Annotated in this window: 24 protein-coding genes; 13 read left to right on the forward strand and 11 right to left on the reverse strand. The window is 56.8% G+C overall.

Annotated features, from left to right (window positions below):
- Nucleotides 1–82 precede the first annotated feature (82 nt).
- The 7 genes from aroB to pilM form a co-directional block, all read right to left on the reverse strand.
- Nucleotides 83–1,171, reverse strand: a complete 1,089-nt coding sequence (aroB, locus tag ACQG0T_RS21430; RefSeq protein WP_003861631.1) for a 3-dehydroquinate synthase — start codon at nucleotides 1,169–1,171, stop codon at nucleotides 83–85.
- A gap of 57 nt (nucleotides 1,172–1,228) precedes the next feature.
- Nucleotides 1,229–1,750, reverse strand: coding sequence for a shikimate kinase AroK (gene aroK, locus ACQG0T_RS21435; protein ID WP_003861630.1), 522 nt, complete (start codon nucleotides 1,748–1,750; stop codon nucleotides 1,229–1,231).
- Between the two features lie 286 nt (nucleotides 1,751–2,036).
- Complete coding sequence (gene hofQ, locus ACQG0T_RS21440; RefSeq protein ID WP_023295533.1) at nucleotides 2,037–3,275, reverse strand: DNA uptake porin HofQ; 1,239 nt, start codon at nucleotides 3,273–3,275, stop codon at nucleotides 2,037–2,039.
- Complete coding sequence (locus ACQG0T_RS21445; RefSeq protein WP_032669044.1) at nucleotides 3,187–3,591, reverse strand: HofP DNA utilization family protein; 405 nt, start codon at nucleotides 3,589–3,591, stop codon at nucleotides 3,187–3,189. The genes hofQ and ACQG0T_RS21445 overlap by 89 nt, the downstream gene beginning before the upstream one ends.
- On the reverse strand, nucleotides 3,581–4,033 hold the full coding sequence (locus tag ACQG0T_RS21450; RefSeq protein ID WP_023295534.1) for a hypothetical protein: 453 nt from the start codon (nucleotides 4,031–4,033) through the stop codon (nucleotides 3,581–3,583). The genes ACQG0T_RS21445 and ACQG0T_RS21450 overlap by 11 nt, the downstream gene beginning before the upstream one ends.
- A 3-nt stretch (nucleotides 4,034–4,036) precedes the next feature.
- On the reverse strand, nucleotides 4,037–4,528 hold the full coding sequence (locus ACQG0T_RS21455; protein ID WP_023295535.1) for a PilN domain-containing protein: 492 nt from the start codon (nucleotides 4,526–4,528) through the stop codon (nucleotides 4,037–4,039).
- The gene (pilM, locus tag ACQG0T_RS21460) at nucleotides 4,528–5,301 is read right to left on the reverse strand and encodes a pilus assembly protein PilM (RefSeq protein WP_017384153.1); all 774 of its coding nucleotides are present in this window, start codon (nucleotides 5,299–5,301) and stop codon (nucleotides 4,528–4,530) included. The genes ACQG0T_RS21455 and pilM overlap by 1 nt, the downstream gene beginning before the upstream one ends.
- A 120-nt stretch (nucleotides 5,302–5,421) precedes the next feature.
- Between pilM and mrcA the strand changes: the two genes are divergently transcribed.
- Nucleotides 5,422–7,974, forward strand: coding sequence for a peptidoglycan glycosyltransferase/peptidoglycan DD-transpeptidase MrcA (gene mrcA / locus ACQG0T_RS21465; RefSeq protein ID WP_017384152.1), 2,553 nt, complete (start codon nucleotides 5,422–5,424; stop codon nucleotides 7,972–7,974).
- Nucleotides 7,975–8,068: 94 nt separating this feature from the next.
- Here the strand turns inward: mrcA and nudE are convergent, their stop codons facing one another.
- Entirely contained in the window at nucleotides 8,069–8,629 is a 561-nt protein-coding gene (nudE, locus tag ACQG0T_RS21470; protein ID WP_003861622.1) for an ADP compounds hydrolase NudE, read from the reverse strand.
- Between the two features lie 327 nt (nucleotides 8,630–8,956).
- On the opposite strand from nudE, the gene ACQG0T_RS21475 reads away from it, so the two are divergent.
- The 5 genes from ACQG0T_RS21475 to pckA all read left to right on the forward strand — a co-directional run bounded on the left by ACQG0T_RS21475 (nucleotide 8,957) and on the right by pckA (nucleotide 15,140).
- A complete protein-coding gene (locus tag ACQG0T_RS21475) occupies nucleotides 8,957–11,095 on the forward strand; it encodes an intracellular growth attenuator family protein (RefSeq protein ID WP_017384151.1) in 2,139 nt (712 codons plus the stop codon).
- Nucleotides 11,096–11,159: 64 nt separating this feature from the next.
- Nucleotides 11,160–11,843: a GMP/IMP nucleotidase gene (gene yrfG, locus ACQG0T_RS21480; RefSeq protein WP_000550486.1), complete on the forward strand. Its 684-nt coding sequence runs from the start codon at nucleotides 11,160–11,162 to the stop codon at nucleotides 11,841–11,843.
- A complete protein-coding gene (gene hslR / locus ACQG0T_RS21485) occupies nucleotides 11,840–12,241 on the forward strand; it encodes a ribosome-associated heat shock protein Hsp15 (RefSeq protein WP_003861618.1) in 402 nt (133 codons plus the stop codon). The genes yrfG and hslR overlap by 4 nt, the downstream gene beginning before the upstream one ends.
- A 24-nt stretch (nucleotides 12,242–12,265) precedes the next feature.
- Nucleotides 12,266–13,144, forward strand: a complete 879-nt coding sequence (gene hslO / locus ACQG0T_RS21490; protein WP_023304550.1) for an Hsp33 family molecular chaperone HslO — start codon at nucleotides 12,266–12,268, stop codon at nucleotides 13,142–13,144.
- Between the two features lie 379 nt (nucleotides 13,145–13,523).
- Complete coding sequence (gene pckA / locus ACQG0T_RS21495; protein WP_017693860.1) at nucleotides 13,524–15,140, forward strand: phosphoenolpyruvate carboxykinase (ATP); 1,617 nt, start codon at nucleotides 13,524–13,526, stop codon at nucleotides 15,138–15,140.
- Nucleotides 15,141–15,232: 92 nt separating this feature from the next.
- Here pckA and envZ read toward each other — a convergent pair whose 3' ends face one another.
- Complete coding sequence (envZ, locus tag ACQG0T_RS21500; protein WP_003861615.1) at nucleotides 15,233–16,579, reverse strand: two-component system sensor histidine kinase EnvZ; 1,347 nt, start codon at nucleotides 16,577–16,579, stop codon at nucleotides 15,233–15,235.
- Complete coding sequence (gene ompR / locus ACQG0T_RS21505; RefSeq protein WP_001157751.1) at nucleotides 16,576–17,295, reverse strand: two-component system response regulator OmpR; 720 nt, start codon at nucleotides 17,293–17,295, stop codon at nucleotides 16,576–16,578. Before ompR ends, envZ begins: the two co-directional genes overlap by 4 nt.
- 228 nt (nucleotides 17,296–17,523) lie before the next feature.
- On the opposite strand from ompR, the gene greB reads away from it, so the two are divergent.
- From greB to feoC, 5 genes are all read left to right on the forward strand, one after another.
- A complete protein-coding gene (gene greB, locus ACQG0T_RS21510; RefSeq protein WP_017384149.1) occupies nucleotides 17,524–17,997 on the forward strand; it encodes a transcription elongation factor GreB in 474 nt (157 codons plus the stop codon).
- Nucleotides 17,998–18,084: 87 nt separating this feature from the next.
- Nucleotides 18,085–20,415 carry a Tex family protein gene (locus ACQG0T_RS21515; protein ID WP_271040827.1) on the forward strand — a complete coding sequence of 777 codons (2,331 nt, stop codon included), beginning with the start codon at nucleotides 18,085–18,087 and terminating at the stop codon, nucleotides 20,413–20,415.
- Nucleotides 20,416–20,734: 319 nt separating this feature from the next.
- Nucleotides 20,735–20,962 carry a ferrous iron transporter A gene (feoA, locus tag ACQG0T_RS21520; protein ID WP_015571441.1) on the forward strand — a complete coding sequence of 76 codons (228 nt, stop codon included), beginning with the start codon at nucleotides 20,735–20,737 and terminating at the stop codon, nucleotides 20,960–20,962.
- Nucleotides 20,963–20,992: 30 nt separating this feature from the next.
- On the forward strand, nucleotides 20,993–23,311 hold the full coding sequence (gene feoB, locus ACQG0T_RS21525; RefSeq protein WP_252051786.1) for a Fe(2+) transporter permease subunit FeoB: 2,319 nt from the start codon (nucleotides 20,993–20,995) through the stop codon (nucleotides 23,309–23,311).
- Between the two features lie 11 nt (nucleotides 23,312–23,322).
- Complete coding sequence (feoC, locus tag ACQG0T_RS21530) at nucleotides 23,323–23,559, forward strand: [Fe-S]-dependent transcriptional repressor FeoC (protein ID WP_017384148.1); 237 nt, start codon at nucleotides 23,323–23,325, stop codon at nucleotides 23,557–23,559.
- Here the strand turns inward: feoC and bioH are convergent.
- Complete coding sequence (gene bioH, locus ACQG0T_RS21535) at nucleotides 23,534–24,316, reverse strand: pimeloyl-ACP methyl ester esterase BioH (protein ID WP_047731219.1); 783 nt, start codon at nucleotides 24,314–24,316, stop codon at nucleotides 23,534–23,536. The two genes, feoC and bioH, sit on opposite strands and share 26 nt — an antisense overlap.
- A gap of 36 nt (nucleotides 24,317–24,352) precedes the next feature.
- On the opposite strand from bioH, the gene gntX reads away from it, so the two are divergent.
- Nucleotides 24,353–25,033, forward strand: a complete 681-nt coding sequence (gene gntX / locus ACQG0T_RS21540) for a DNA utilization protein GntX (protein WP_017384146.1) — start codon at nucleotides 24,353–24,355, stop codon at nucleotides 25,031–25,033.
- Between the two features lie 61 nt (nucleotides 25,034–25,094).
- On the forward strand, nucleotides 25,095–25,670 hold the full coding sequence (gene nfuA / locus ACQG0T_RS21545) for a Fe-S biogenesis protein NfuA (protein ID WP_003861601.1): 576 nt from the start codon (nucleotides 25,095–25,097) through the stop codon (nucleotides 25,668–25,670).
- The last annotated feature ends 7 nt before the right edge of the window (nucleotides 25,671–25,677 follow it).

Below are 25,677 nucleotides of genomic sequence, written 5' to 3' on the forward strand. Positions count from 1 at the left end.
ACTCAAAGGCTTCTGCCAACGACTCTGCATTTACCTGAAGCTAAAACGACCACCTGTTACAGCGGTCTGACCTTTCTAGTTGTTACGCCTGCTGACAATCAGCAATAGCGCCAAGTACGACTTCGTGCGGCACTCCGCCGCGCACTTCACTTTTCCCTATTGCAAGCGGGAGTACCAGACGCATCTCACCTGCCAATACTTTTTTATCGCGCATCATGTGGGGAAGGTACGCCTGCGCAGACATTTCCTGCGGACCACTCACCGGCAAGCCAGCACGTTTAAGCAACGCGATGATACGTGCTGTCTCTTCCGGCCTGAACTGCCCCAGACGTTCAGAGGCCCGCGCCGCCATAACCATTCCGGCAGCGACAGCTTCACCGTGAAGCCAGTTACCGTAGCCCATTTCGGCTTCGATCGCATGACCAAACGTATGCCCCAGATTCAGTAAAGCACGTAAGCCGGTTTCACGCTCATCTGCGGCAACGACTTCTGCTTTCAGCTCACAACAACGGCGAATACAGTAGGCCATTGCCTGCCCGTCGAGGCGCAGCAGCGCATCCATATTCTCTTCCAGCCAGGTGAAGAACTCCCCGTCAAGAATAATGCCGTATTTGATCACTTCTGCAAGGCCGGACGCCAGTTCGCGCGCTGGCAAGGTTTTCAGACAGTCGAGATCCACCACCACCGAGGCAGGCTGGTAGAACGCGCCAATCATGTTTTTGCCGAGCGGATGGTTAACCGCCGTTTTACCGCCCACAGAAGAATCGACCTGTGAGAGCAACGTGGTTGGAATTTGAATAAAGCGCACGCCGCGCTGATAGCTGGCGGCTGCAAAACCGGTCAGATCGCCCACAACGCCGCCGCCCAGGGCAAGCAGTGTTGTATCACGACCGTGCGGTTTTTGCAGAAGTGCGGTAAAGACGGTATCCAGTACCGTCAGGCTTTTGTACTGCTCGCCATCGGGCAGAATCACACTGTCGACCTTCACGCCCGCCTGCTCAAGCAGGTGACGTACACGGTCGAGATAAAGCGGAGCCAGCGTCTCGTTGGTGACCAGCATCGCCTGATCACCCGCTTTCAGTGGTAAGAAGGAAGCTGGGTCGTTAAACAAACCAGCCGCGATGGTGATAGGGTAACTACGTTCCCCGAGAGTAACTGTAATCCTCTCCATGACGCGACATCCACCTTAAATGCTTTTACCCGCAGGCGAGTGTATATAAAGCCAGAATCAGTTGCTTTCCAGCATATGAATAATCTGGTTTGCAACCACTTTAGCGCTTTGATCGTCAGTACGAATGGTCACATCAGCAATCTCTTCGTACAGAGGATTGCGTTCATCGGCCAAAGCTTCCAGAACTTCACGTGGCGGTGTTTCAACCTGCAACAACGGGCGCTTTTTATCACGCTGCGTGCGTGCCAGCTGTTTTTCGATGGTCGTCTCAAGATAGACCACTACGCCACGGGCGGAGAGACGGTTGCGGGTTTCGCGAGATTTTACAGAGCCGCCGCCAGTTGCCAGCACAATGCCCTGTTTTTCCGTGAGTTCGTTGATCACTTTTTCTTCTCGGTCACGGAAACCTTCTTCGCCTTCTACGTCGAAGACCCAGCCCACATCCGCTCCGGTTCGTTTCTCAATCTCTTGATCAGAATCGTAAAATTCCATATTGAGTTGTTGAGCTAACTGACGCCCAATAGTGCTTTTGCCGGCACCCATAGGCCCAACCAGAAAGATATTGCGTTTCTCTGCCATTTTTTCGGTACTACTAAGACTATTCGTTAATGGTAATCCCCGCTGCGCAGACACCCGGCGTAGCAGGACATGAACTGAAACCTCATTTGCAATAGAGCGAGAGTCAGACGAAAAATTATCTCAATACTCCGGCTTGTTTGGCAACTGATTAAATCACCGTTCCCGGCGCATAAGGAAATAAGACGTAAGTCCAACTCAAATCGGTACTCCTTGTATGCTAATTCATGCCCCACGTCAAACATCTGCAACAAACTGAATGCAAAATCATTGCGGGGATCGTTACCCATTACTGAATACTGACCAGACGTGGCGTGATAAACACCACTAACTCGCGCCGTTCATTATCTTTTCCGTCATGGCGGAACAGCTGACCCAGCCACGGAATGTTGCCCAGCACGGGCACGCTGTCGCGTCCGGTTTTATTCTTTTGCGAAAAGATCCCGCCCAGCGCGAGCGTTTCCCCACTTTTTACCTCAACCTGCGTTTCGATCTCCTGCTTATCGATCGCCAGCGTTTCGCCGTCTGCCTGTTGCAGCACCTGGCCGGGCATATTTTCACTGATATGCAGTTTCAGGCGCACGCGACCACCCGGCAGGACCACCGGCGTGACCTCCATGCCTAATACCGCCTCTTTAAATTCAACGGATGTCGCCCCGCTCTCGCCGCTGGAAACCTGATACGGAATTTCGCTGCCCTGCTTGATGCTGGCCGGCTGCATGTGTGACGCCAGCAGCCGCGGGCTGGCGATGATATCCACCTGCTGCTTTTGCTCAAGCGCCGACAACTCAAGATCCAGCATCCTGCCGTTGATGCGCCCGATGTTAAACCCTGCGTGGGTGGTTGCACTGGCCACCGACAGGTCCGCCCCCAGCGTCGTGACCTGACCCACCTTACCGGCCTCCGTTGCGTCAGCGAGGTTCCATTTCACCCCCAGTTCACGCAGGCTTTTTTCACTGATGGTCACAATCTGCGCCGCCAGTTCCACCTGCTCGACGGGCAGATCCATCTGCACAGCCCAGCGCTGGAGCATATCCACCACCGTCTGGTTATCCCTGACCAGAAAACGGTTGGTGCGCTTGTCGACGGAGAGACTGCCTTTCGGGCTTAAGAGCTTTTCTGCCGCTTTTTGCAATTCGGCCGCATCCGCATAAGCAAACGGAATGCTGTGAGAGTGCAGCGGGGCGTCAAGCAGACGCTGGGCCCGCTCCTGCTCTTTACGCGTCTGTTGCTCCCGTTGCCAGGCCGCCGTATGCACATAAAAAATGCCGCCCTCTTCCCGCAATACCAGCCCGGCGCTGTTCACTACCGTCTGAAGCGCCTGCCTCCAGGGCACCCGCGTTAAATTCAGCGAAAGCGAACCGCTGACATCCGGCGACACCACCAGATTGCGATCCTCCTGCGCCACCAGCGCCTGTAATATCTGCACCACCGGGACATCATCCACCAGCAGGGTGACCGGTTTTGGCGTCGCGGCCCACAGGGGCTGGCTGAGTGCCGCCAGTAACAGCCCTATCCTTATCTTCACTTTTTTTCGTTCCTTCTCGTTGCCATGTCCATCGCTTCGGCTCGCACATGTCGCCGACATCAACGGTCAGTTGTTGTTTATCTATCGCGCTCACCTGCCAGCCTGTCGGTAACAGCATCTGCGTTTTTACCCGGTGCCAGAGTTTCTGCCCGTCCTGCATAAGGCCGATATCCCTGCTGCCGCTAACTACCCCCTGATACCGCCACTGGCTGAGCTGCCCGGCTGCGCAACGCTCTTCCGGCACAGAGAAGGGATCCCGCATCCCGGTCAGGAAAAGCGGAGAAAGCAGGATCAGCAAACGGGCTTTACTGCGCATGACCGATCTCCAGTTGCAGGCTGAGGCGTAACTGTTTGCCCTGTGGGGTGATGGAAAACGCACTCACCCGCGCGTTCTCAAGCGCCAGCCGGGAAAAGAGCGCCGGGACCGCGCCCCAGGAGGCATCCAGCGCCAGCTCTCCCCCACTCTGCTGCGGCTTCCAGTACACCAGCCTTGCGCCCTCACGCTGAAAAGCCAGGGGAGAAAAGAGCCGCGAGGGCATCACTTGCGTAACCACTGCTCTCCGTCCGGCCTCTGGCCACAGCGAGGCGTTGATTCGCTTCGCACTGATGGCCTGCGCCTGAATATCGGCGTAACGCAGAGCAGCGGGCCTGAGCAGCAGTCCCCAAATTGCCCACGCAACAAGCCCCGACGCGATCAACCAGCAAAGGACGCGCCGGGAAGGACGTGCATCAGTCCAGCGTTGATACCAGATACCCACCTGCTACCTCCGGCTATGTAGTTGAAAAGAGAACATCCATCGCCCCTGGCTATCCTGTTGCATTTCGCCTGCCGGTCCGGGGTTAAATCCCGTCACCCCTTTCAGGGCATCGGTCATGGCGGAGAGCGCTGGCAGTGAGGTGGTATAGCCGGTCAGGGTCAGCGAGGGTGGCTGATAACGCAGCGCCGTCAGCCACGCCTGCCGGGGCATTGCGCTGGCAAGGGACTCCAGCGCAGGTTGCCAGGCCGGATCAGACGGCAGCGAAGGGGTTTTCTGCCCCGCTGACTGCGGCTGACGGGCTCTCAATACTTTCTGTACCGCACGTGTCCCGGCCAGTTCGCTCTGCAACGCCTGTAACGCGAGAGTCTGCGTCGCCCGCAGGCTGATACTCCCCGCCAGCATCACCAGCCATGAGCCAGCAAACAGCAGCCCCCAGAAACGCAGGCGCTGATTACGTTGCTGCCGACGCCAGGGTAAAAGATTGGGCATGCTCATTACGGCGCCTCGCTCATGGCCAGCGCCAGGGCGACGGTGTAATCAGCACCGCATTCCGGCAACGGCGGCTGGCACAGCGTCACCGCTTCCCAGGGATCGCGGGCAGCATCAAACACGGCGATATCAGAAGGAGAAAGCGCAAGCAGCGCCGCCAGTTCATTCACCGTCGCCGCTTCTGTGGTATAGCGCCGCCCCCACTGGTGACGCATCGCCCATAGCCACTGGTGTTGATCTCTCCAGGCGACGCACCGGGCAGGGGCAACAGCAGAGAGAAGATTAGCCAGCGCGCCGGCATCCGGGGCGATTGCTGCCAGACGCAAACGCAGCGCGTTCGCCAGCGTCAACAGGGTATCGACCTCTCTGTTTTGCGCTGCGGTAACCTGAAAAGTGTTGCTGAACGTATCCTGCGCGTAGTCAAAACAGAGCGTATCGGCGGGCATCTCCAGCTCACGCGCTAATGCGGCGCCTACCCAGGTGAGCTGTTCGCTGTCACGCAAGGTAACGGATGGACGGGGCAACGCGCGTTGCAGAACGCGCGTCGCCGGAAATGAGAGAAATACCCGATGCGAGTGCGGCAATGTTTTCCGCCAGCCACGTAATGCGTTAACCAGCTGTTCTGGCTTAAGTATTTTGCCTTCCCCGATAACGCCGTCCGACAGCGGTACCGCCCACCAGCGCCGTAAACGCCAACCGGCCCGCTCTCTGGTCAGCGCTACCGCAACCACCTTATCCTGTTGAATATGAACGCCTGTTTGCCACGTTTTAAAAGCCATGCTTCACGATCTCCTTATCGCCCGTCGGAGTGACGGCTATATCAATGAATCAGGCTTGCCTTTATACTACCGCGCGATTGTTTAGAAACTGCCCAGGCTAAACCAAATGGGAAATCTCCGGTGAAGTTCGTAAAGTATTTATTGATCCTTGCAGTCTGTTGCATTCTGCTGGGAGCAGGCTCGATTATTGGTTTGTACAAATATGTCGAGCCGCAACTCCCTGATGTCGCCACGCTTCGTGATGTGCGGCTTCAGATCCCTATGCAGGTCTATAGCGCCGATGGTGAACTGATGGCGCAATACGGCGAGAAACGTCGTATCCCTCTGACCTTAAATCAAATTCCACCCGTGATGGTGAAGGCTTTTATCGCCACCGAGGACAGCCGTTTTTACGAGCACCACGGTGTCGATCCGGTCGGTATTTTCCGTGCGGCAAGCGTGGCGCTGTTCTCCGGTCATGCCTCTCAGGGGGCAAGTACCATTACCCAGCAGCTGGCGCGTAACTTCTTCCTTAGCCCGGAAAAGACGCTGATGCGTAAGATCAAAGAGGTATTCCTCGCGATCCGCATTGAGCAACTGCTGAGCAAAGACGAGATCCTTGAGCTTTACCTCAACAAGATCTATCTGGGCTACCGCGCCTATGGCGTAGGGGCTGCGGCTCAGGTCTATTTTGGTAAGCCGATCGATCAGCTCACGCTGAGCGAAATGGCGACCATTGCCGGCCTGCCAAAAGCGCCATCCACGTTTAACCCGCTCTACTCGCTGGACCGCGCCACCGCGCGCCGTAACGTGGTGCTGTCGCGTATGTTGAGCGAAGGCTATATCAGCCAGTCTGAGTACGATAAGGCGCGCAGCGACGTTATTGACGCCAATTACCATGCGCCGGAAATTGCTTTCTCTGCACCGTATCTCACTGAAATGGTTCGCCAGGAGATGGTGAGTCGCTACGGTGATAAAGCGTATGAAGATGGTTATCGCGTCTATACCACCGTGACCCGCAAGGTGCAGCAGGCTGCCCAGCAGGCGGTGCGTAATAACGTGATGGATTACGATATGCGTCACGGCTATCGCGGCCCGTCCAACGTGCTGTGGAAAGTGGGTGAAGGCGCATGGGACAGTAAAAAAATCACGGATTCCCTGAAAGCGCTGCCGACCTATGGCCCGCTGCGTCCGGCGGTCGTCACCCAGGCCGATCCACAGGAAGCAGTGGCGATGATGGCCGATGGCACATCCGTTTCGCTGCGCATGGAGGGTGTCCGCTGGGCGCGTCCATACCGTTCTGACACCCTTCAGGGGCCTACGCCACGTAAAGTGACCGATGTCGTACAAACCGGACAACAAATCTGGGTGCGTCAGGTCGGCGATGCCTGGTGGCTGGCGCAGGTGCCGGACGTAAACTCTGCGCTGGTCTCCATCAATCCGCAGAACGGCGCCGTGATGGCGCTGGTTGGCGGGTTCGATTTCAACCAGAGCAAATTTAACCGCGCGACCCAGGCGCTGCGTCAGGTTGGTTCGAACATCAAACCGTTCCTGTATACCGCGGCGATGGATAAGGGGCTGACTCTCGCCAGCATTCTCAACGACGTGCCAATTTCCCGCTGGGATGCCGGTGCGGGCTCTGACTGGCAGCCGAAGAACTCTCCGGCACAATACGCTGGCCCTATCCGCCTGCGCCAGGGCCTTGGCCAGTCGAAGAACGTGGTCATGGTTCGCGCGATGCGTGCGATGGGCGTGGATTATGCGGCAGAGTATCTGCAACGCTTTGGCTTCCCGGCGCAAAACATCGTTCATACTGAATCTCTGGCGCTCGGCTCCGCGTCCTTTACGCCGCTCCAGGTTGCGCGTGGCTACTCGGTGATGGCGAACGGCGGCTTCCTGGTCGATCCGTATTTCATCAGCAAAATCGAGAACGATCAGGGCGGCGTACTGTTTGAAGCGAAACCGAAAATTGCCTGCCCTGAATGCGATATTCCGGTGATTTACGGCGACACGCCAAAATCCAATGTCCTGGAAAACAAGGATATGGAAGATGTGGCGATCTCTCAGGAACGTCAGAATCTGGCGGTGCCGCAGCCTCAGCTGGAACAGGCCAATCAGGCGCTGGTCGCCCAGAGTGGCGCGCAGGAGTATGCCCCGCACGTGATCAGCACGCCGCTGTCGTTCCTGATTAAGAGCGCACTGAACACCAACATCTTTGGCGAACCGGGCTGGCAAGGCACCGGCTGGCGAGCGGGCCGCGATTTGCAGCGCCACGACATCGGCGGCAAAACCGGGACAACCAACAGTTCAAAAGATGCCTGGTTCTCAGGTTATGGCCCGGGGGTTGTCACCTCCGTCTGGATTGGTTTTGACGATCACCGCCGCGATCTGGGGCGCACCACCGCCTCTGGCGCGATTAAAGATCAGATTTCCGGATACGAAGGCGGCGCGAAGAGTGCGCAACCTGCCTGGGATGCATACATGAAGGCCGTTCTCGAGGGCGTACCAGAGCAGCCGCTAACGCCTCCACCGGGCGTGGTGACGGTGAATATCGACCGCAGTACCGGACAGCTCGCGAATGGCGGTAACAGCCGTGCCGAGTATTTCATCGAGGGTACGCAGCCAACCACGCAGGCAGTGCATGAGGTGGGTACAGAGATCATTGATAACGGCGAGACGCACGAGCTGTTCTGACGCCAACAAAAAAGCCGGGTGGCGACTACGCCTGACCCGGCCTACAACGTCAATGCAAAACGGCAACCTTCGGTTGCCGTTTTTAATGGTGGCGCTACAAACGCCCCTGCCCCTTCAGCCATTCCCGCACCAGGAACAGTGCGCTCACGTTGCGCGCCTCGTTAAAGTCAGGATCTTCCAGCAAATCCATCAGATGAGCCAGCGGCCAGCGAACCTGCGGCAGCGGTTCCGGCTCGTCTCCTTCCAGCGATTCAGGATAGAGATCTTCCGCGACAACGATGTTCATTTTGCTGGAGAAATAGGACGGTGCCATGCTCAGCTTTTTCAGGAACGTCAGCTCTTTCGCGCCAAAACCGACCTCTTCTTTCAGCTCCCGGTTTGCCGCTTCAAACACCGTTTCGCCCGGGTCGATCAGTCCTTTGGAGAAACCCAGCTCGTAGGATTCTGTGCCCACGGCGTATTCACGAATGAGGATCAGGTGCTCGTCGACGATGGGCACAATCATCACCGCTTCACGCGAGGAGGGGCGCATACGCTCATAAACACGACGCACACCGTTGCTGAACTCCAGATCCACGCTTTCGACATTAAACAGACGCGATTTCGCGACGGTTTCAACATTCAGAATGGTGGGCTTTTGTAAGGGTTTGGTCATCTTGACGGGTCTTTGCTGGGTGAACTGGCTTTATTGTGCGATACGCCGCACGGTTTCGGCAATGTCAATTGCTCTTTATTTACATTTATGCAACGTAACTGTAGGCGATTCTCATTTCAAAACAAATGTCAAGAGGTTGAAATGTTTCCAGGAATTTGCTGATATCGCGCCGGAACAGGCTTTGTTATCATTACCGGTCACTGGGATGCGCGTCAACATGCTCAAGTTAGACTCCATACTTGCCGATAGCCGACCACAGAATCTCATTCATTGTACAAAAGGTGCGACTGACAACACCTGTAAGAAGATAAGTAAGATGGGGAAAGCATGAGCACCATTTTGATTTTTCTCGCTGCTGTGCTGGCCTGCGCGTCGATTGCGGTGTGGGTATTCAGGCGCCGCGTACATCGCCGTTATCGGCTGCCCTTTTTGAACGCGTTTGCCGGGGCAAACACGCGCAAGCTTTCGCCAGAGGAACGCAGCACCGTTGAGCAGTATCTCGACACGCTGAACCGATCCCGGCTTTCGCCTGGCCCTACCGGCGCCAGCGCCGCCCCCGTATCGCTCAACCTGAACGCCCAAAGTGACACCGTTCTGTGCGTAACGCGCTCCATTACCCGCTACGGCATTACAACCGACGATCCCAACAAGTGGCGTTACTATCTCGACTCTGTTGAAGTGCACCTGCCTCCCTTCTGGGAGCAGTATATTAACGACGAAAACAGCGTCGAGCTCATCCATACCGATACGCTGCCGCTGGTTATCTCCCTCAATGGTCATACTCTGAGCGAATATGTTCAGGAAGCGCCACGCTTTGCGCTGGAACGCGCAAGCGGAACGCAGGCCTCTATTCGCGGTGAAGAGACTGAGCAGATCGAACTGCTGAACATCCGCCAGGAGACGCATGAAGAGTACGTCCTGAGCCGCCCGGATGGCATTCGCGAAGCGGTGTTGATTGTCGCCTCGTTCCTGCTCTTTTTCATCTGCCTGCTGACGCCGGACGTGTTTGTTCCGTGGCTCGCGGGTGGCGCAGTACTGCTTCTGGCCGCCGGGCTGTGGGGCATATTTGCTCCGCCGGCAAAAACGTCATTACGCGAAATTCACTGCCTGCGCGGAACCCCAAAACGCTGGGGACTGTTCGGTGAGAACGATCAGGAACATATCAACAATATCTCGCTCGGGATCATCGATCTTATCTATCCGCGCCACTGGCAGCCGTGGATAGCGCAGGACCTTGGCCACAAAACGGATATTGATATCTATCTCGACCGCCACGTTGTACGCCAGGGGCGCTACTTATCCCTGCACGACGAAGTGAAAAACTTCCCGCTTCAGCACTGGCTCCGCAGCGCGGTGATTGCCGGTGGTGCCGCGTTAATCTTCGTCATGCTGCTGCTCTTCGTGCCGCTGGATATGCCGATTAAATTTACCCTGTCGTGGATCAAAGGGGCGCAAACTGTGGAAGCCACCAGCGTACAGCAGCTCGAAGAAGCGGGTGTACGCGTGGGAGATACGTTGCGCCTCAAAGGCACCGGGATGTGTAATATCCACACGCCGGGCGCCTGGAACACGCGCCAGAACTCGCCGTTCGCGCCGTTCGACTGCTCTCAGATCATCTGGAATGACGCCTCTCCGCTGCCGCTGCCGGAATCGGATGTGGTCAACAAGGCCACTGCGCTCACCCAGACGATTAATCGCCAGCTCCATCCAAAACCGGATGATGATTCTCGCGTCAGCCCTGCCCTGCGTTCGGCTATTCAGAAGTCGGGCATGGTACTGCTGGATGACTTTGGCGAAATCGTCCTGAAAACAGAGGATCTCTGTTCCGCCCAGGATGACTGTATCCGGCTCAAGAACGCGCTGGTCAACCTCGGCAACAGCAAAGACTGGGACGCGCTGGTGAAACGCGCCGAAGCGGGACGCCTGGACGGTGTGAACGTGCTTCTGCGTCCGGTCAGCGCCGAGTCGCTGGATAACCTGGTGGCGACCTCTACCGCCCCCTTCGTGATGCGTGAAACCACCCGTGCTGCCCAGGCGCTTAACAGCCCGGCGCCCGGCGGTTTTGTGATTGCCAGCGATGAAGGCAGCGACCTGGTGGATCAACCTTATCCGCAGGTTTCGCTCTATGACTATCCTGCCCAGGAGCAGTGGAGCGAATTCCAGCGTCTGGCGCAGATGCTGATGCAGACGCCATTCAGCGCGGAAGGGATCGTCACCACCCTCTTTACCGACGCCAACGGCACGCGTCATATTGGCCTGCACCGTATGCCGGATAGCGCTGGCCTGTGGCGCTATATAGGGACATCCCTGCTGCTGATTGCAATGCTGGCGTGCATTGTCTGGAACGGTTATCAGGCCGTACGCCGCTATCAGCGTTCCCGCACGCGGCTGGCAGAAATCCAGGCCTACTACGAAAATTGCCTGAACCCGAAACTGATCTCCTCTTCCGAGAGCCTGATCGGATAACGTCCCTGCTCGACAAGTTGTGCTACCCTGTCGCGCACGTTTCTTCTGGCTGGAGTTCCCCCTTATGCATCTTAATATCGACTGGCAGGCGGTCGATACCGTCCTGCTTGATATGGACGGCACGCTGCTTGATCTCGCCTTTGATAACTATTTCTGGCAAAAGCTGGTCCCGGAAACATACGGTGAACAGCAGGGGATCTCCCCGGCGGAAGCGCAGGAATTCATTCGTTCGCAATATAGCGCGGTGCAGCATACGCTAAACTGGTACTGTCTTGACTACTGGAGCGAGCGACTCGGTTTGGATATTTGTGCCATGACCACCGCCCAGGGCGCACGCGCCGTACTGCGCGACGATACGGTCCCGTTCCTGGATGCGCTGAAAGCCTGCGGTAAGCGCCGCATTTTGCTGACGAATGCGCATCCCCATAACCTGGCCGTGAAGCTGGAACATACCGGTCTTGCTTCACACCTTGATTTATTGCTTTCCACCCACACATTTGGTTATCCGAAAGAGGATCAGCGGTTGTGGCATGCCGTGGTGGAAGAGACCGGTTTACAGCCGGAACGCACGCTGTTTATTGACGACAGCGAGCCGATTCTGGATTCTGCGGCCGCTTTTGGCATTCGCTATTGTCTGGGCGTGACCAATCCGGATTCCGGCCTGGCTGAAAAAAGCTATCTGCGACATCCGGGGCTGAACGACTATCGCCGGATGATCCCCTCACTCACTGTGAAGGAGACGCCATGAAAGAAAAACCCTCTGATGGGGTAAGACTGGATAAATGGCTGTGGGCCGCCCGTTTTTACAAAACGCGCGCCCTTGCCCGTGAAATGGTTGATGGCGGAAAGGTGCATTACAACGGTCAGCGCAGCAAACCGAGCAAGCTGGTTGAACTGAATGCCACGCTAACGCTTCGCCAGGGCAACGATGAGAAAACGGTGGTGGTGAAAGCCATTACCGAGCAGCGGCGGCCCGCAACCGAAGCCGTTTTGCTGTATGAAGAGACGGCCGAAAGCATAGAGAAGCGCGAGAAAACCGCGCTGGCGCGCAAGATGAATGCGCTGACCATGCCTCACCCGGACCGGCGACCGGATAAAAAAGAGCGCCGCGATCTGATGAAATTTAAACACGGTGAGAGCGAGTAACCCTCACCTGCACGAGAGATGAAAATGGCCCAACACGACCAATTACACCGCTATCTGTTTGAACAATTCGCCGTGCGCGGCGAGCTGGTCACCGTATCCGAAACCTGGAAACAGATTCTGGAAAACCACAACTACCCGCTGCCGGTGAAAACCCTATTGGGCGAACTGCTGGTTGCCACCAGCCTGCTGACCGCCACGCTGAAGTTCGCTGGCGATATTACCGTTCAGTTGCAGGGTGATGGCCCGATGTCGCTGGCGGTGATCAACGGCAATAACCAGCAGCAGATGCGCGGCGTGGCGCGCGTTCAGGGCGATATTCCTGAAAATGCGGATCTGAAAACGCTGGTCGGAAATGGCTACCTGGTTATCACGATCTCGCCTGAAGAGGGTGAGCGCTATCAGGGCGTTGTCGGTCTGGAAGGCGACACGCTTGCCGCCTGCCTGGAAGATTACTTCATGCGTTCCGAACAGCTGCCAACCCGCCTGTTCATCCGCACCGGTGAAGTGGATGGTCAGCCTGCTGCCGGTGGTATGCTGCTTCAGGTTCTGCCTGCGCAGGATGCGCAGACCAATGATTTCGAGCATCTGGCAACGCTGACGGAAACCATCAAAGCGGAAGAGCTGTTCACCCTGTCGGCGACCGACGTGCTGTGGCGTCTGTACCACGAAGAAGAAGTGACGGTTTACGATCCGCAGGATGTGGAATTTAAGTGCACCTGCTCTCGCGAGCGTTGTGCTGGCGCCCTGAAAACGCTGCCGGATGAAGAGATCGACAGCATCATGGCGGAAGACGGTGAGATCGATATGCACTGTGATTACTGCGGTACGCACTACGTGTTCAATTCCATGGATATCGCGGAGATCCGCAATAACGCCTCTCCAGCGGACCCGCAGGTTCACTAAACCTCTTTCCCCTCAACCTTACCCTCTCCCCAACGGGGAGAGGGAACTTGAACACCCTCACCCCTTTGGGTGAGGGGTAAAAAACGCCACCCAAGCTGAATCGTTTTCCCAGTGTAACCCTTACGTAATTTTCTTACATGTATGCGATTACATTCACATTCTTCTGGATAAATTCACCAGAGATTAACCTTTTAAGAACATTTTCCCCATCCAAAAAGCGATTCCTGCGATAATCTGCCCGCCCTGTGACTGGAGTCGCAGCGTTTTCCGTTAGTAAGGGTTTTGACCAGATACGTAAATCTATGAGCCCCGTCGCGGTTAACATCCCCAGAAAAACCCTACAATTTCAGGCAGTACATATTGGCTAAGGAGCAGTGATATGCGTGTTAATGGTTTAACCCCGCAAGATCTCAAGGCTTATGGTATTCACGACGTCCAGGAAGTGGTCTACAACCCCGATTACGATACGCTGTATCAGGAAGAGCTCAATCCGGCACTGGAAGGATACGAGCGCGGTGTGTTGACGAACCTGGGTGCTATCGCCGTCGATACGGGTATTTTTACCGGTCGTTCGCCTAAAGATAAGTATATCGTCCGAGACGACACCACCCGCGATACGCTGTGGTGGGCTGATAAGGGCAAAGGGAAGAACGATAACAAACCGCTCTCCCCGGAAACCTGGCAGCATCTGAAAGGACTTGTCACCCATCAGCTTTCCGGCAAGCGTCTGTTTATTATTGATGCGTTCTGCGGCGCTAACGCCGACACCCGTCTCTCCGTACGGTTCATTACTGAAGTGGCCTGGCAGGCGCATTTCGTGAAGAACATGTTCATTCGTCCGACCGATGAAGAACTGCAAGACTTCACCCCTGACTTTATCGTGATGAACGGCGCGAAATGCACCAACCCGCAGTGGAAAGAGCAGGGTCTTAATTCCGAAAACTTTATCGCCTTCAACCTGACCGAGCGTATCCAGCTGATCGGCGGTACCTGGTACGGCGGCGAAATGAAGAAAGGGATGTTCTCGGTCATGAACTACCTGCTGCCGCTGCGCGGTATCGCCTCCATGCACTGCTCGGCGAACGTCGGGGAAAAAGGCGATGTAGCAGTGTTCTTCGGCCTTTCCGGCACCGGTAAAACAACGCTGTCCACCGATCCAAAACGTCGTCTGATTGGCGACGATGAACACGGCTGGGATGATGACGGCGTGTTTAACTTTGAAGGCGGCTGCTACGCGAAGACCATTCGCCTGTCGGAAGAGGCAGAGCCGGATATCTACCACGCGATTCGCCGCGATGCGCTGCTGGAAAACGTCACCGTGCGTGCCGATGGTTCTATCGACTTCGACGATGCCTCGAAAACGGAAAACACCCGCGTCTCTTACCCGATCTACCACATCGAGAACATCGTCAAGCCGGTATCGAAGGCGGGTCATGCCACGAAGGTGATTTTCCTGACCGCGGATGCGTTCGGCGTGCTGCCACCGGTTTCCCGCCTGACCGCCAGCCAGACGCAGTACCATTTCCTCTCCGGCTTTACCGCTAAACTGGCGGGTACCGAGCGCGGTGTGACCGAGCCAACCCCAACCTTCTCCGCCTGCTTCGGCGCGGCGTTCCTGTCGCTGCACCCAACGCAGTACGCGGAAGTGCTGGTGAAACGCATGCAGGCATCCGGCGCCCAGGCGTACCTGGTGAACACCGGCTGGAACGGTACGGGCAAACGTATCTCCATCAAAGATACACGCGCCATCATCGACGCGATTCTGGATGGTTCGCTGGATAACGCCGAGACCTTTACGCTGCCGATGTTCGATCTGGCGATCCCAACAGAGCTGCCGGGCGTGGATACGCGTATCCTGGATCCGCGTAACACCTACGGTTCACCGGAACAGTGGCGTGAGAAGGCTGAATCGCTGGCGAAACTGTTTATCGAAAACTTCGAGAAGTATACCGACACCCCGGCCGGTGCTGCGCTGGTGAGTGCGGGACCAAGGTAAAAGCAAAAAGGCAACGAAAGTTGCCTTTTTTAATGTTTTCTCCCTCTCCATGTGGGAGAGGGCCGGGGTGAGGGCATCAGGCCCCCCCTTTTTTAACTCTCTTTCACCTGCCCCCGTAAAACCGGCACCGGTAACCACGCACGAATGCTCAAACCGCCCCGCTCGCTGGTGCCAATTTCCAGTAGTCCGTTATGGTTATCAACAATACGCTGCACAATCGCCAGGCCTAAGCCGGTTCCGCTGGTGCTGCGCGCGCTGTCACCGCGCACAAATGGCTGGAACAGGTGCTTACGCTGCTCAGGCTTGATGCCCGGGCCATCGTCTTCCACCTGGAACCAGGCGCGGTTGAGTTCCGTACCGCTGCTGACTTTGATCCAGCCGTTGCCGTAGCGCGCCGCGTTGACCACCATATTCGCCACCGCGCGTTTAATGGAGAGCGGGTGCATACGTACCTGAATCTCACCTGCCTGAAGGTCGGTCGCAATTTCACGTTCGTAGCCGCTTTCGGCGGCAACCACTTCGCCCAGAACCGCATTCAGATCCGCCATCTCCATCGGCATCTCCTGCCCGGTGCGCAGGTAGTCGATAAACTGCTCGATGATAGCGTTACACTCTTCGATATCCTTGTTGATGGACTCTGCAAGATAACCATCCTGCTCGCCCATCATCTCTGTTGCCAGCCGGATACGCGTCAGCGGGGTGCGAAGGTCATGGCTGACCCCGGCCATCAGGAGCGTACGGTCGTCCGCCAGCTGTTTAACGCCTGCCGCCATGTGGTTAAACGCACGCGTTACCGAGCGCACTTCCGATGCGCCATACTCGCGCAGCGGCGGTGGGATAATACCTTTACCGACCTGCAATGCCGCATGCTCCAGGTCGACCAGCGGTCGGTTCTGGATACGAATAAACAGCCATGCGCCACCGATGGCCAGCAGCATGATCGCCAGGGTGTATCGGAACAGCGGCGAGAAGTCGCCCTGATGAATCTCGGTGAGCGGAACACGCACCCAGATGTTGGGTGACAGCCAGGTTTTCAGCCAGACAACCGGCGAGCTTTTATTGACCTCAACGCGCACTTCCGTCGGGCCGCCAAGCTGCTGCGCCATCTGCTGGCTAAGGAATTCATAGTGCTGCGCCCAGCGCAGGCCGGCATCTTCCGCCGCTTCGTTCGAGTAGAGAGAAATGCCCAGCTCACGGTAGATTTCCCGACGGAACGCCGGGGGAACAACCAACTGCGTGCCGTCCTCCAGTTGCAGTTTGTCGGTCATCAGCATACGCACTTCGTATGCCAGCACCTTATTAAACTGCTGAAGGCTCGGCAGGATTGCAAAGTTCAGCACCACCAGGTAGGTCGTCACCAGACTGACAAACAGCAGGGTGACGATCAATAACAGCGTGCGGGCAAACGAACTTCGCGGCGAGAAGCGCATTCGCCTCATGCTTTAGAGCCGTCCGGAACAAACACGTAGCCCAGACCCCACACGGTCTGAATATAACGAGGATGCGCCGGATCTTCTTCCACCATGCGGCGCAGACGAGAGATCTGCACGTCGATAGAACGCTCCATCGCGGAGTATTCACGACCACGCGCCAGGTTCATCAGCTTGTCACGGGAGAGCGGCTCACGTGGGTGGCTGACCAGCGCTTTCAGCACCGCGAACTCACCGCTGGTGAGCGGCATTGGCTCATCTTCACGGAACATTTCACGGGTGCCGAGGTTCAGCTTGAACTTACCGAATGCAATGACGGCCTCTTCCTGAGATGGCGCGCCCGGCAGCTCGTTCGCCTGACGACGCAGCACGGCGCGAATACGCGCCAGCAGTTCACGCGGGTTGAACGGCTTTGGAATGTAGTCATCAGCGCCGATCTCAAGGCCGACAATGCGGTCAACTTCTTCACCCTTCGCCGTCACCATGATGATCGGCATCGGGTTGCTCTGGCTGCGCAGACGGCGGCAAATAGAGAGCCCGTCTTCGCCAGGCAGCATCAGGTCCAACACCATCAGGTGGAAGGATTCACGCGTCAGCAGACGATCCATCTGTTCCGCGTTCGCGACGCTACGAACCTGGAAGCCCTGCTCGGTCAGATAACGTTCCAGCAGCGCACGCAGGCGCATGTCGTCATCTACGACCAGAATTTTGTAGTTCTCTTGCATTGTGTGTACTCCCAAAGGTTCGGATAAGCCTGGAACAGCGTATTCTAAAAAAGTGCACGGGTTCGACCAGCAAATTCTGGTATAAATTCTAGACGAAATTGTTACAAAGCATATTTAACAGCAGCTTATCTGTTCATTTCATCACATAAATCATTATTAATCTTGTCTGTTACACTGTGCGCTACGTATTGTGCGCAAAGACAGTTAACCGGCATTAAAGGCTGCACCATGAAAACGCCTCTGATCACCCGTGAAGGGTACGAGAAACTCAAAAAAGAGATGGATTACCTGTGGCGCGAAGAGCGTCCGGAAGTGACCAAAAAAGTCACCTGGGCAGCAAGCCTGGGCGACCGCAGCGAGAATGCGGACTATCAGTACAATAAAAAGCGGCTGCGCGAAATCGATCGCCGGGTACGCTACCTGACGAAGTGCCTCGAGAATCTCAAAATTGTCGATTACTCCCCGCAGCAGGAAGGTAAAGTCTTCTTCGGCGCGTGGGTCGAAATTGAAAACGACAGCGGCGACACCCTGCGTTTTCGTATCGTCGGCTACGATGAAATTTTCGGTCGTAAGGATTACATTTCTATCGACTCACCCATGGCCCGCGCCCTGCTGAAAAAAGAGGTAGGCGATTTAGCCGTTGTCCAGACGCCTGCGGGTGAAGCAAGCTGGTACGTCAACGAAATCGAGTATGTTAAATAGTCCGAGAGCGCCCTCCCCGGCTGGCATTTTTTGGTGTCAGCCCGTATAACTATCCCCCTGATTTTCGATCCACAAGATGAACTGACCATGATGAAAGAGTCGCTCTGCTGCATTATTGCGGGTGAACTTCAGGCCAGAGCCGAACAGGTAGAAGCTGCCGTTCGCCTGCTTGATGAAGGGAACACCGTGCCGTTTATTGCACGTTATCGTAAGGAAGTCACCGGCGGTCTGGATGACACGCAGCTGCGAAACCTGGAGACCCGTCTGGGCTATCTTCGCGAGCTGGAAGACCGACGTCAGGCGATCCTCAAATCTATCGGCGAGCAGGGCAAGCTGACCAGTGACCTGGAAAAAGCCATTAACGGTACCCTGAGTAAAACCGAGCTCGAAGACCTCTATCTGCCGTACAAACCGAAGCGCCGCACGCGCGGGCAGATTGCGATCGAAGCCGGCCTTGAGCCACTGGCCGATCTGCTGTGGAACGAGCCGTCTCACGATCCGGAAACCGAAGCCGCCAAATTTATCGACGTCGATAAAGGCGTAGCGGACACCAAAGCTGCGCTGGACGGCGCGCGCTATATTCTGATGGAGCGCTTCGCCGAAGACGCGGCGCTGCTGGCCAAAGTGCGTGATTACCTGTGGAAGAACGCGCATATCGTCTCCACCGTGGTGTCCGGCAAAGAGGAAGAAGGCGCGAAATTCCGCGACTACTTCGATCACCACGAACCCATTTCTACCGCGCCGTCTCACCGCGCGCTGGCGATGTTCCGCGGCCGTAACGAAGGCGTGCTGCAACTCTCCCTGAATGCCGATCCACAGTTTGACGAGCCGCCAAAAGAGAGCCACTGCGAGCAGATCATTATCGATCACCTCGGTCTGCGCCTGAACAACGCCCCGGCGGACAGCTGGCGCAAAGGCGTGGTGAGCTGGACCTGGCGCATTAAGGTGCTGATGCACCTCGAAACCGAGCTGATGGGCACCGTGCGCGAGCGCGCCGAAGACGAAGCGATCAACGTCTTCGCCCGTAACCTGCACGACCTGCTGATGGCGGCGCCAGCTGGCCTGCGCGCCACCATGGGTCTCGATCCGGGTCTGCGTACCGGCGTGAAGGTGGCCGTGGTTGACGGCACCGGCAAGCTGGTTGCCACCGACACCATTTACCCGCACACCGGTCAGGCAGCGAAAGCGGCTGTCGTCGTCGCCGCGCTGTGCGAGAAGTACAACGTGGAGCTGGTTGCCATCGGTAACGGTACGGCGTCCCGAGAAACTGAACGTTTCTATCTCGACGTGCAGAAGCAGTTCCCGAAAGTGACGGCGCAGAAAGTGATCGTCAGCGAAGCGGGGGCATCGGTCTACTCCGCCTCTGAGCTGGCAGCGCAGGAGTTCCCGGATCTGGACGTTTCCCTGCGCGGCGCGGTCTCTATCGCCCGTCGTTTGCAGGATCCGCTGGCGGAGCTGGTGAAGATTGACCCGAAATCCATCGGCGTGGGCCAGTATCAGCACGACGTGAGCCAGACGCAGCTGGCGCGCAAGCTGGATGCGGTAGTGGAAGACTGCGTTAACGCCGTCGGCGTGGACCTGAACACCGCTTCCGTTCCCCTGCTGACCCGCGTGGCGGGCCTGACCCGTATGATGGCGCAGAATATCGTCGCCTGGCGTAATGAGAACGGTCAGTTCCAGAACCGCCAGCAGTTGCTGAAGGTGAGCCGTCTCGGGCCGAAAGCGTTTGAGCAGTGTGCGGGCTTCCTGCGCATCAACCACGGCGATAACCCGCTGGATGCCTCTACCGTTCACCCGGAAGCCTATCCGGTTGTCGAGCGTATTCTGGCCGCCACCCGGCAGGCGCTGAAAGACCTGATGGGCGACAGCAGCGCGCTGCGTAACCTGAAAGCGGTGGATTTCACCGACGAACAGTTCGGCGTGCCGACGGTCACTGACATCATCAAAGAGCTGGAAAAACCGGGCCGCGATCCGCGTCCTGAGTTTAAAACCGCGACCTTTGCTGACGGCGTAGAAACCATGAACGACCTGCTGCCGGGCATGGTGCTGGAAGGGGCGGTAACCAACGTCACCAACTTTGGCGCGTTTGTGGATATCGGCGTGCATCAGGACGGTCTGGTGCATATCTCTTCCCTCGCCGACAAGTTCGTTGAAGATCCGCACACCGTGGTCAAAGCGGGCGACATCGTGAAGGTGAAAGTGCTCGAAGTGGATCTCCAGCGCAAGCGTATCGCCCTGACCATGCGTCTGGACGAGCAGCCGGGCGACACTAACGCGCGCCGTGGCGGTAATGGCGGAGGCCGTGAACAGCAGCGTCCGGCAGCGAAAGCCGCGAAGCCACGCGGACGTGACGCACAGCCGGCAGGCAACAGCGCGATGATGGATGCGCTGGCAGCGGCGATGGGTAAGAAACGCTAATGCTGTAAATGCCCGGTGGCGCGACGCTTACCGGGCCTACGGTTTTGTAGGCCGGGCAAACGCAGTGCCGCCCGGCAAGCAGGCCGCAGGGAATTAAAATAAATATGTTGTATCCATATTTAAACCACGAATTATCACCTCATTAACAAATAGCCCTCTTTTTATTTTCACCTCAATTTCGAAAATATTGAGCAAGGTCAAGCAGACCGCAAATTAATACGATTAACAACATCCCGTCACATTTTTATTATTGCTGATAAAAACTATTCTCATTATCATCGCAGTGTAGATTATTTAACCTATCGTGGAATCAGGCGCTATGCAATTCACTCCAGACAGTGCGTGGAAAATTATCGGTTTTACCCGTGAGATAAGCCCGGCCTATCGGCAGAAGCTCCTGTCACTGGGCATGCTACCCGGCTCATCATTCCAGGTTGTGCGCGTTGCGCCGTTGGGCGATCCAGTTCATATCGAAACCCGACGCGTTAATCTGGTTCTGCGTAAAAAAGATCTCGCATTAATTGAAATTGAATCTTTATCCCGTTAACAAGCCAGCGGTTTCAGTGAGTCTACTACAATGAAAAAATTAACTATTGGCTTAATTGGCAATCCTAATTCCGGCAAGACAACCTTATTTAATCAGTTAACTGGCGCACGCCAGCGTGTGGGAAATTGGGCAGGCGTGACGGTTGAACGCAAAGAAGGCCAGTTCACCACGACAGATAATCAGGTCACGCTGGTTGATTTACCGGGGACCTATTCCCTCACCACGATTTCATCCCAGACCTCTCTCGATGAGCAAATTGCCTGCCACTATATTCTGAGCGGCGACGCGGATCTGCTTATCAACGTGGTGGATGCCTCTAACCTCGAACGAAATCTGTATCTCACGTTACAGCTGCTGGAGCTGGGTATTCCCTGCATCGTGGCGCTTAACATGCTCGACATCGCGGAGAAGCAAAAGCTGCGCATCGACGTCGATGCCCTCTCCGCCCGTCTGGGCTGCCCGGTGGTTCCGCTGGTTTCCACCCGCGCTCGCGGCATTGACGCCCTGAAGCTGGCGATTGACCGCCACACGGGCAATGCCGACGTCGAACTGGTGCACTACGCCCAGCCGCTGCTGCGCGAAGCCGGGCAGCTGGCGCAGGAGATGGATAACAGCATGCCCGCCAGACAACGTCAGTGGCTTGGCCTGCAAATGCTGGAAGGCGATATCTACAGCCGCGCCTACGCAGGCGATGCGGCGGATAAGCTGGACGTCGCACAGGCTCGCCTGAGCGACGAGCTGGATGACCCGGCCCTGCACATTGCGGATGCGCGCTATCAGGCCATCGCCGCTATCTGTGACGTGGTCAGCAATGCATTAACCGCTGAACCCAGCCGCTTCACCGCCGCCGTGGATAAGATTGTGCTCAACCGCTTCCTTGGTTTGCCGATCTTTTTACTGGTGATGTATGTGATGTTCCTGCTCGCCATTAACATCGGCGGTGCATTGCAACCTATCTTTGATGGCGGCTCTGTCGCTATCTTCGTGCACGGTATTCAGTGGCTGGGCTACACCCTCCACTTCCCGGAATGGTTGACCATCTTCCTTGCGCAGGGGATCGGCGGCGGGATCAATACCGTCCTGCCGCTGGTGCCGCAGATCGGCATGATGTACCTGTTCCTCTCCTTCCTTGAGGATTCCGGTTACATGGCGCGCGCCGCCTTCGTGATGGACCGCCTGATGCAGGCGCTGGGGCTGCCGGGCAAATCCTTCGTGCCGCTGATTGTCGGCTTTGGCTGTAACGTGCCGTCAGTCATGGGCGCGCGTACGCTGGATGCCCCGCGCGAACGCCTGATGACCATCATGATGGCGCCGTTCATGTCCTGCGGCGCGCGGCTGGCGATCTTCGCGGTCTTTGCCGCGGCGTTCTTTGGTCAGGAAGGAGCGCTGGCCGTCTTCTCCCTGTATGTGCTGGGTATCGTGATGGCTATTCTCACCGGCCTGATGCTGAAGCACACCATCATGCGTGGCGAAGCGTCGCCGTTCGTGATGGAACTGCCGGTTTATCACGTTCCGCATCTGAAAAGCCTGATTATTCAGACATGGCAGCGCCTGAAGGGCTTCGTTCTGCGCGCCGGTAAGGTGATTGTGGTGGTCAGCATTTTCCTGAGCGCCCTGAACAGCTTCACTCTGAGCGGCCAGGCCGCGGACAACATTAATGACTCTGCCCTGGCCTCCGTCAGCCGGATCATTACGCCGGTCTTCAAACCGATTGGCATTCAGGAAGACAACTGGCAGGCAACCGTGGGCCTGTTCACCGGCGCGATGGCAAAAGAGGTGGTTGTCGGCACCCTGAACACGCTTTACACCGCGGAAAACATCCAGGAAGAGGAGTTTAATCCGGCAGCGTTCAACCTCGGCGATGAACTGCTTGGCGCGGTGGAAGAAACCTGGCAGAGCCTGAAAGACACCTTCAGCCTGAGCGTACTGGCGAACCCGATTGAAGCCAGCAAAGGCGACGGCGAAATGGCGACCGGAGCAATGGGCGTGATGGGCCAGAAATTTGGCAGCGCGTCGGCGGCCTACAGCTACCTGATCTTCGTCCTGCTCTATATTCCGTGCATCTCGGTCATGGGCGCCATTGCCCGTGAGTCCAGCCGCGGCTGGATGGGCTTCTCCATTCTGTGGGGGCTGAACATTGCCTACTCACTGGCGACCGTGTTTTATCAGGCCGTCAATTACAGCCAGCATCCGCGCTACAGCCTGGTCTGTATCCTCGCGGTGATCCTGTTTAACGTGATGGTGATTGGCCTGCTGCGCCGGGCGCGTAGCCGCGTTGACGTTAACCTGCTGGCAACGCGCAAAACCCCGACGACCTGCTGTAGCAGCCCTGCGGGCGACTGTCACTGAGGGGAAAAAAGATGGCATCGTTGATTCAGGTTCGTGACTTACTGGCGTTACAGGGACGAATGGAGGCGAAGCAGCTCAGCCTCAGCCTGCATACGCCGCAGCCGATGATCGATGCCATGCTGGAAAGGCTGGAGGCCATGGGGAAAGCCGTGCGCATTCAGGAAGAGCCGGACGGTTGTCTGTCCGGCAGTTGTAAGAGTTGTCCTGAAGGTAAAGCCTGTCTCAGGGAGTGGTGGACGCTTCGCTGATAAAACCGGACAGCGCCGAACAAAACTCAGCAGGATGAGAGATGAACGGCGCATGTGCCGCTTTGGCAACCACCATTGATTTACTCTCCGGCCACAGCGCATCCAGCAGCGGAACCACCTTGCGCGGAACCAGTCCATCCAGATAGCCATAAATACGCAGATGCGGCACCGTTAACGACGCCAGCGGCTCGCGCAGATCGGCCGTTTTCAGGATCTCCAGCCCTCCGTTCAGCACCTCAACCTCCGGCATCGGCAGAGAAAGCACCGTCTGCTTCAGCGTCCGCGCATCCTGACGGGCGGTTTCTGTTCCCATCGTCTGTAATGCCAGGAAACGCTCCACCGTCCGCTGGAAGTCTTCGCTCAGCTGATGCTGGAACCCGGCCAGCACCTCAGGTTTGATGCCCGGCCACGCCTCGCGGGCGCTGAAACAGGGTGATGAGGCAACGGTGATCAGCGCCTGGACCCGTGCAGGATGGTGCAGCGCAATCTGGCTTGCCACCAGCCCGCCCAGGCTCCAGCCGAGCCAGACGGCTTTTTGCGGCGCCGCTTCCAGAACCTGCTCCGCCATGTCGTCGAGCGTCATCGCGCCGTAGCCGTGGCTACGTCCATAGCCCGGTAGATCCACCAGGTGTACCGTGAATTGCGAGGCCAGTTCCTCACTTATGCAACGCCACACTTCGGCGTTCAGTCCCCATCCGTGCAGCAGCACAAGATGACAATTTCCCGTCCCAACGGTCTGCCACCACAGCGTCTTCATCAGTTAACGTTCTCTTTTTTCACATGGAGGTTGCGTATGCTAACAGTGCCCGGCTTGTGCTGGCTATGCCGAATGCCACTTGCGATGAGCGCGTGGGGCGTCTGTTCCGTTTGTACGCGAGCACTGGGTTACCTGAAGGGCTGTCCGCAATGCGGCTTGCCTGCCGTAAGCCAGACGCTCCCCTGCGGCCGTTGCCTGAAAAAAGCGCCACCGTGGAGCGCGCTGGTGGCGGTAGATGATTACGTTTTGCCGCTGAGTCGTCTGGTTCATCAGTTTAAGTTTTCCAGCCAGACTGCACTGGCGCAGCCCCTGGCACGCCTGTTGTTACTGGCGGTATTACAGGCGCGAAGAACGCGCGGGCTGCCGCCGGTCGACACGCTTGTGAACGTGCCACTGTTTCAGCGTCGGCACTGGCGGCGGGGATACAATCAGAGCGACCTGCTGTGCCGTCCGCTCGCCCACTGGCTGGGTTGCCGGTACCCAGCCTCTGCGCTGAAACGTACTCATGCCACTGCCGTTCAGCACCGGCTCAACGCCCGGTCGCGCAAAAGGAACCTGAAAAACGCCTTTCGCCTTGAATTGCCGGTCAACGGCCTCCATATCGCGATTGTGGATGATGTCGTCACCACGGGCAGTACCGTGGCTGAACTTTCCCGACTGCTTTTGCAAAGCGGCGCCGCGTCAGTTCAGGTATGGTGTCTGTGCCGTACCTTGTAGCCCTTCTTCAATGGGCGTATGATTATACCCAGGTAATTTAGTCAACTATTAGGCCAAAGCTATGATCCGTATTTCCGATTCTGCACAAGCGCACTTTGCCAAACTGCTGGCAAATCAGGAAGAAGGGACGCAGATCCGCGTGTTTGTGATCAATCCAGGCACTCCGAATGCAGAATGTGGTGTCTCTTATTGTCCTCCGGATGCTGTGGAAGCAACTGACACTGCCCTTAAATTTGAACAGCTCACCGCGTACGTTGATGAGCTGAGCGCGCCGTATCTTGAAGATGCGGAGATTGATTTCGTCACTGACCAGCTGGGTTCTCAGCTGACGCTGAAGGCGCCAAACGCGAAGATGCGTAAAGTCTCTGACGATGCCCCGCTGATGGAGCGTGTGGAATATCTGCTGCAATCGCAGATCAACCCGCAGCTGGCCGGCCACGGAGGACGTGTTTCCCTGATGGAAATCACCGAAGATGGTCTGGCGATCCTGCAATTCGGCGGCGGCTGTAACGGCTGCTCCATGGTTGATGTAACCCTGAAAGAAGGGATCGAGAAGCAGCTGCTGAACGAATTCCCGGAACTGAAAGGCGTGCGCGATCTGACCGAGCACCAGCGCGGCGAGCACTCTTACTACTGATTCAGTA

This window comes from Enterobacter cloacae complex sp. 302F9 (assembly GCF_050030335.1).
GTDB lineage: Bacteria > Pseudomonadota > Gammaproteobacteria > Enterobacterales > Enterobacteriaceae > Enterobacter > Enterobacter hormaechei_C.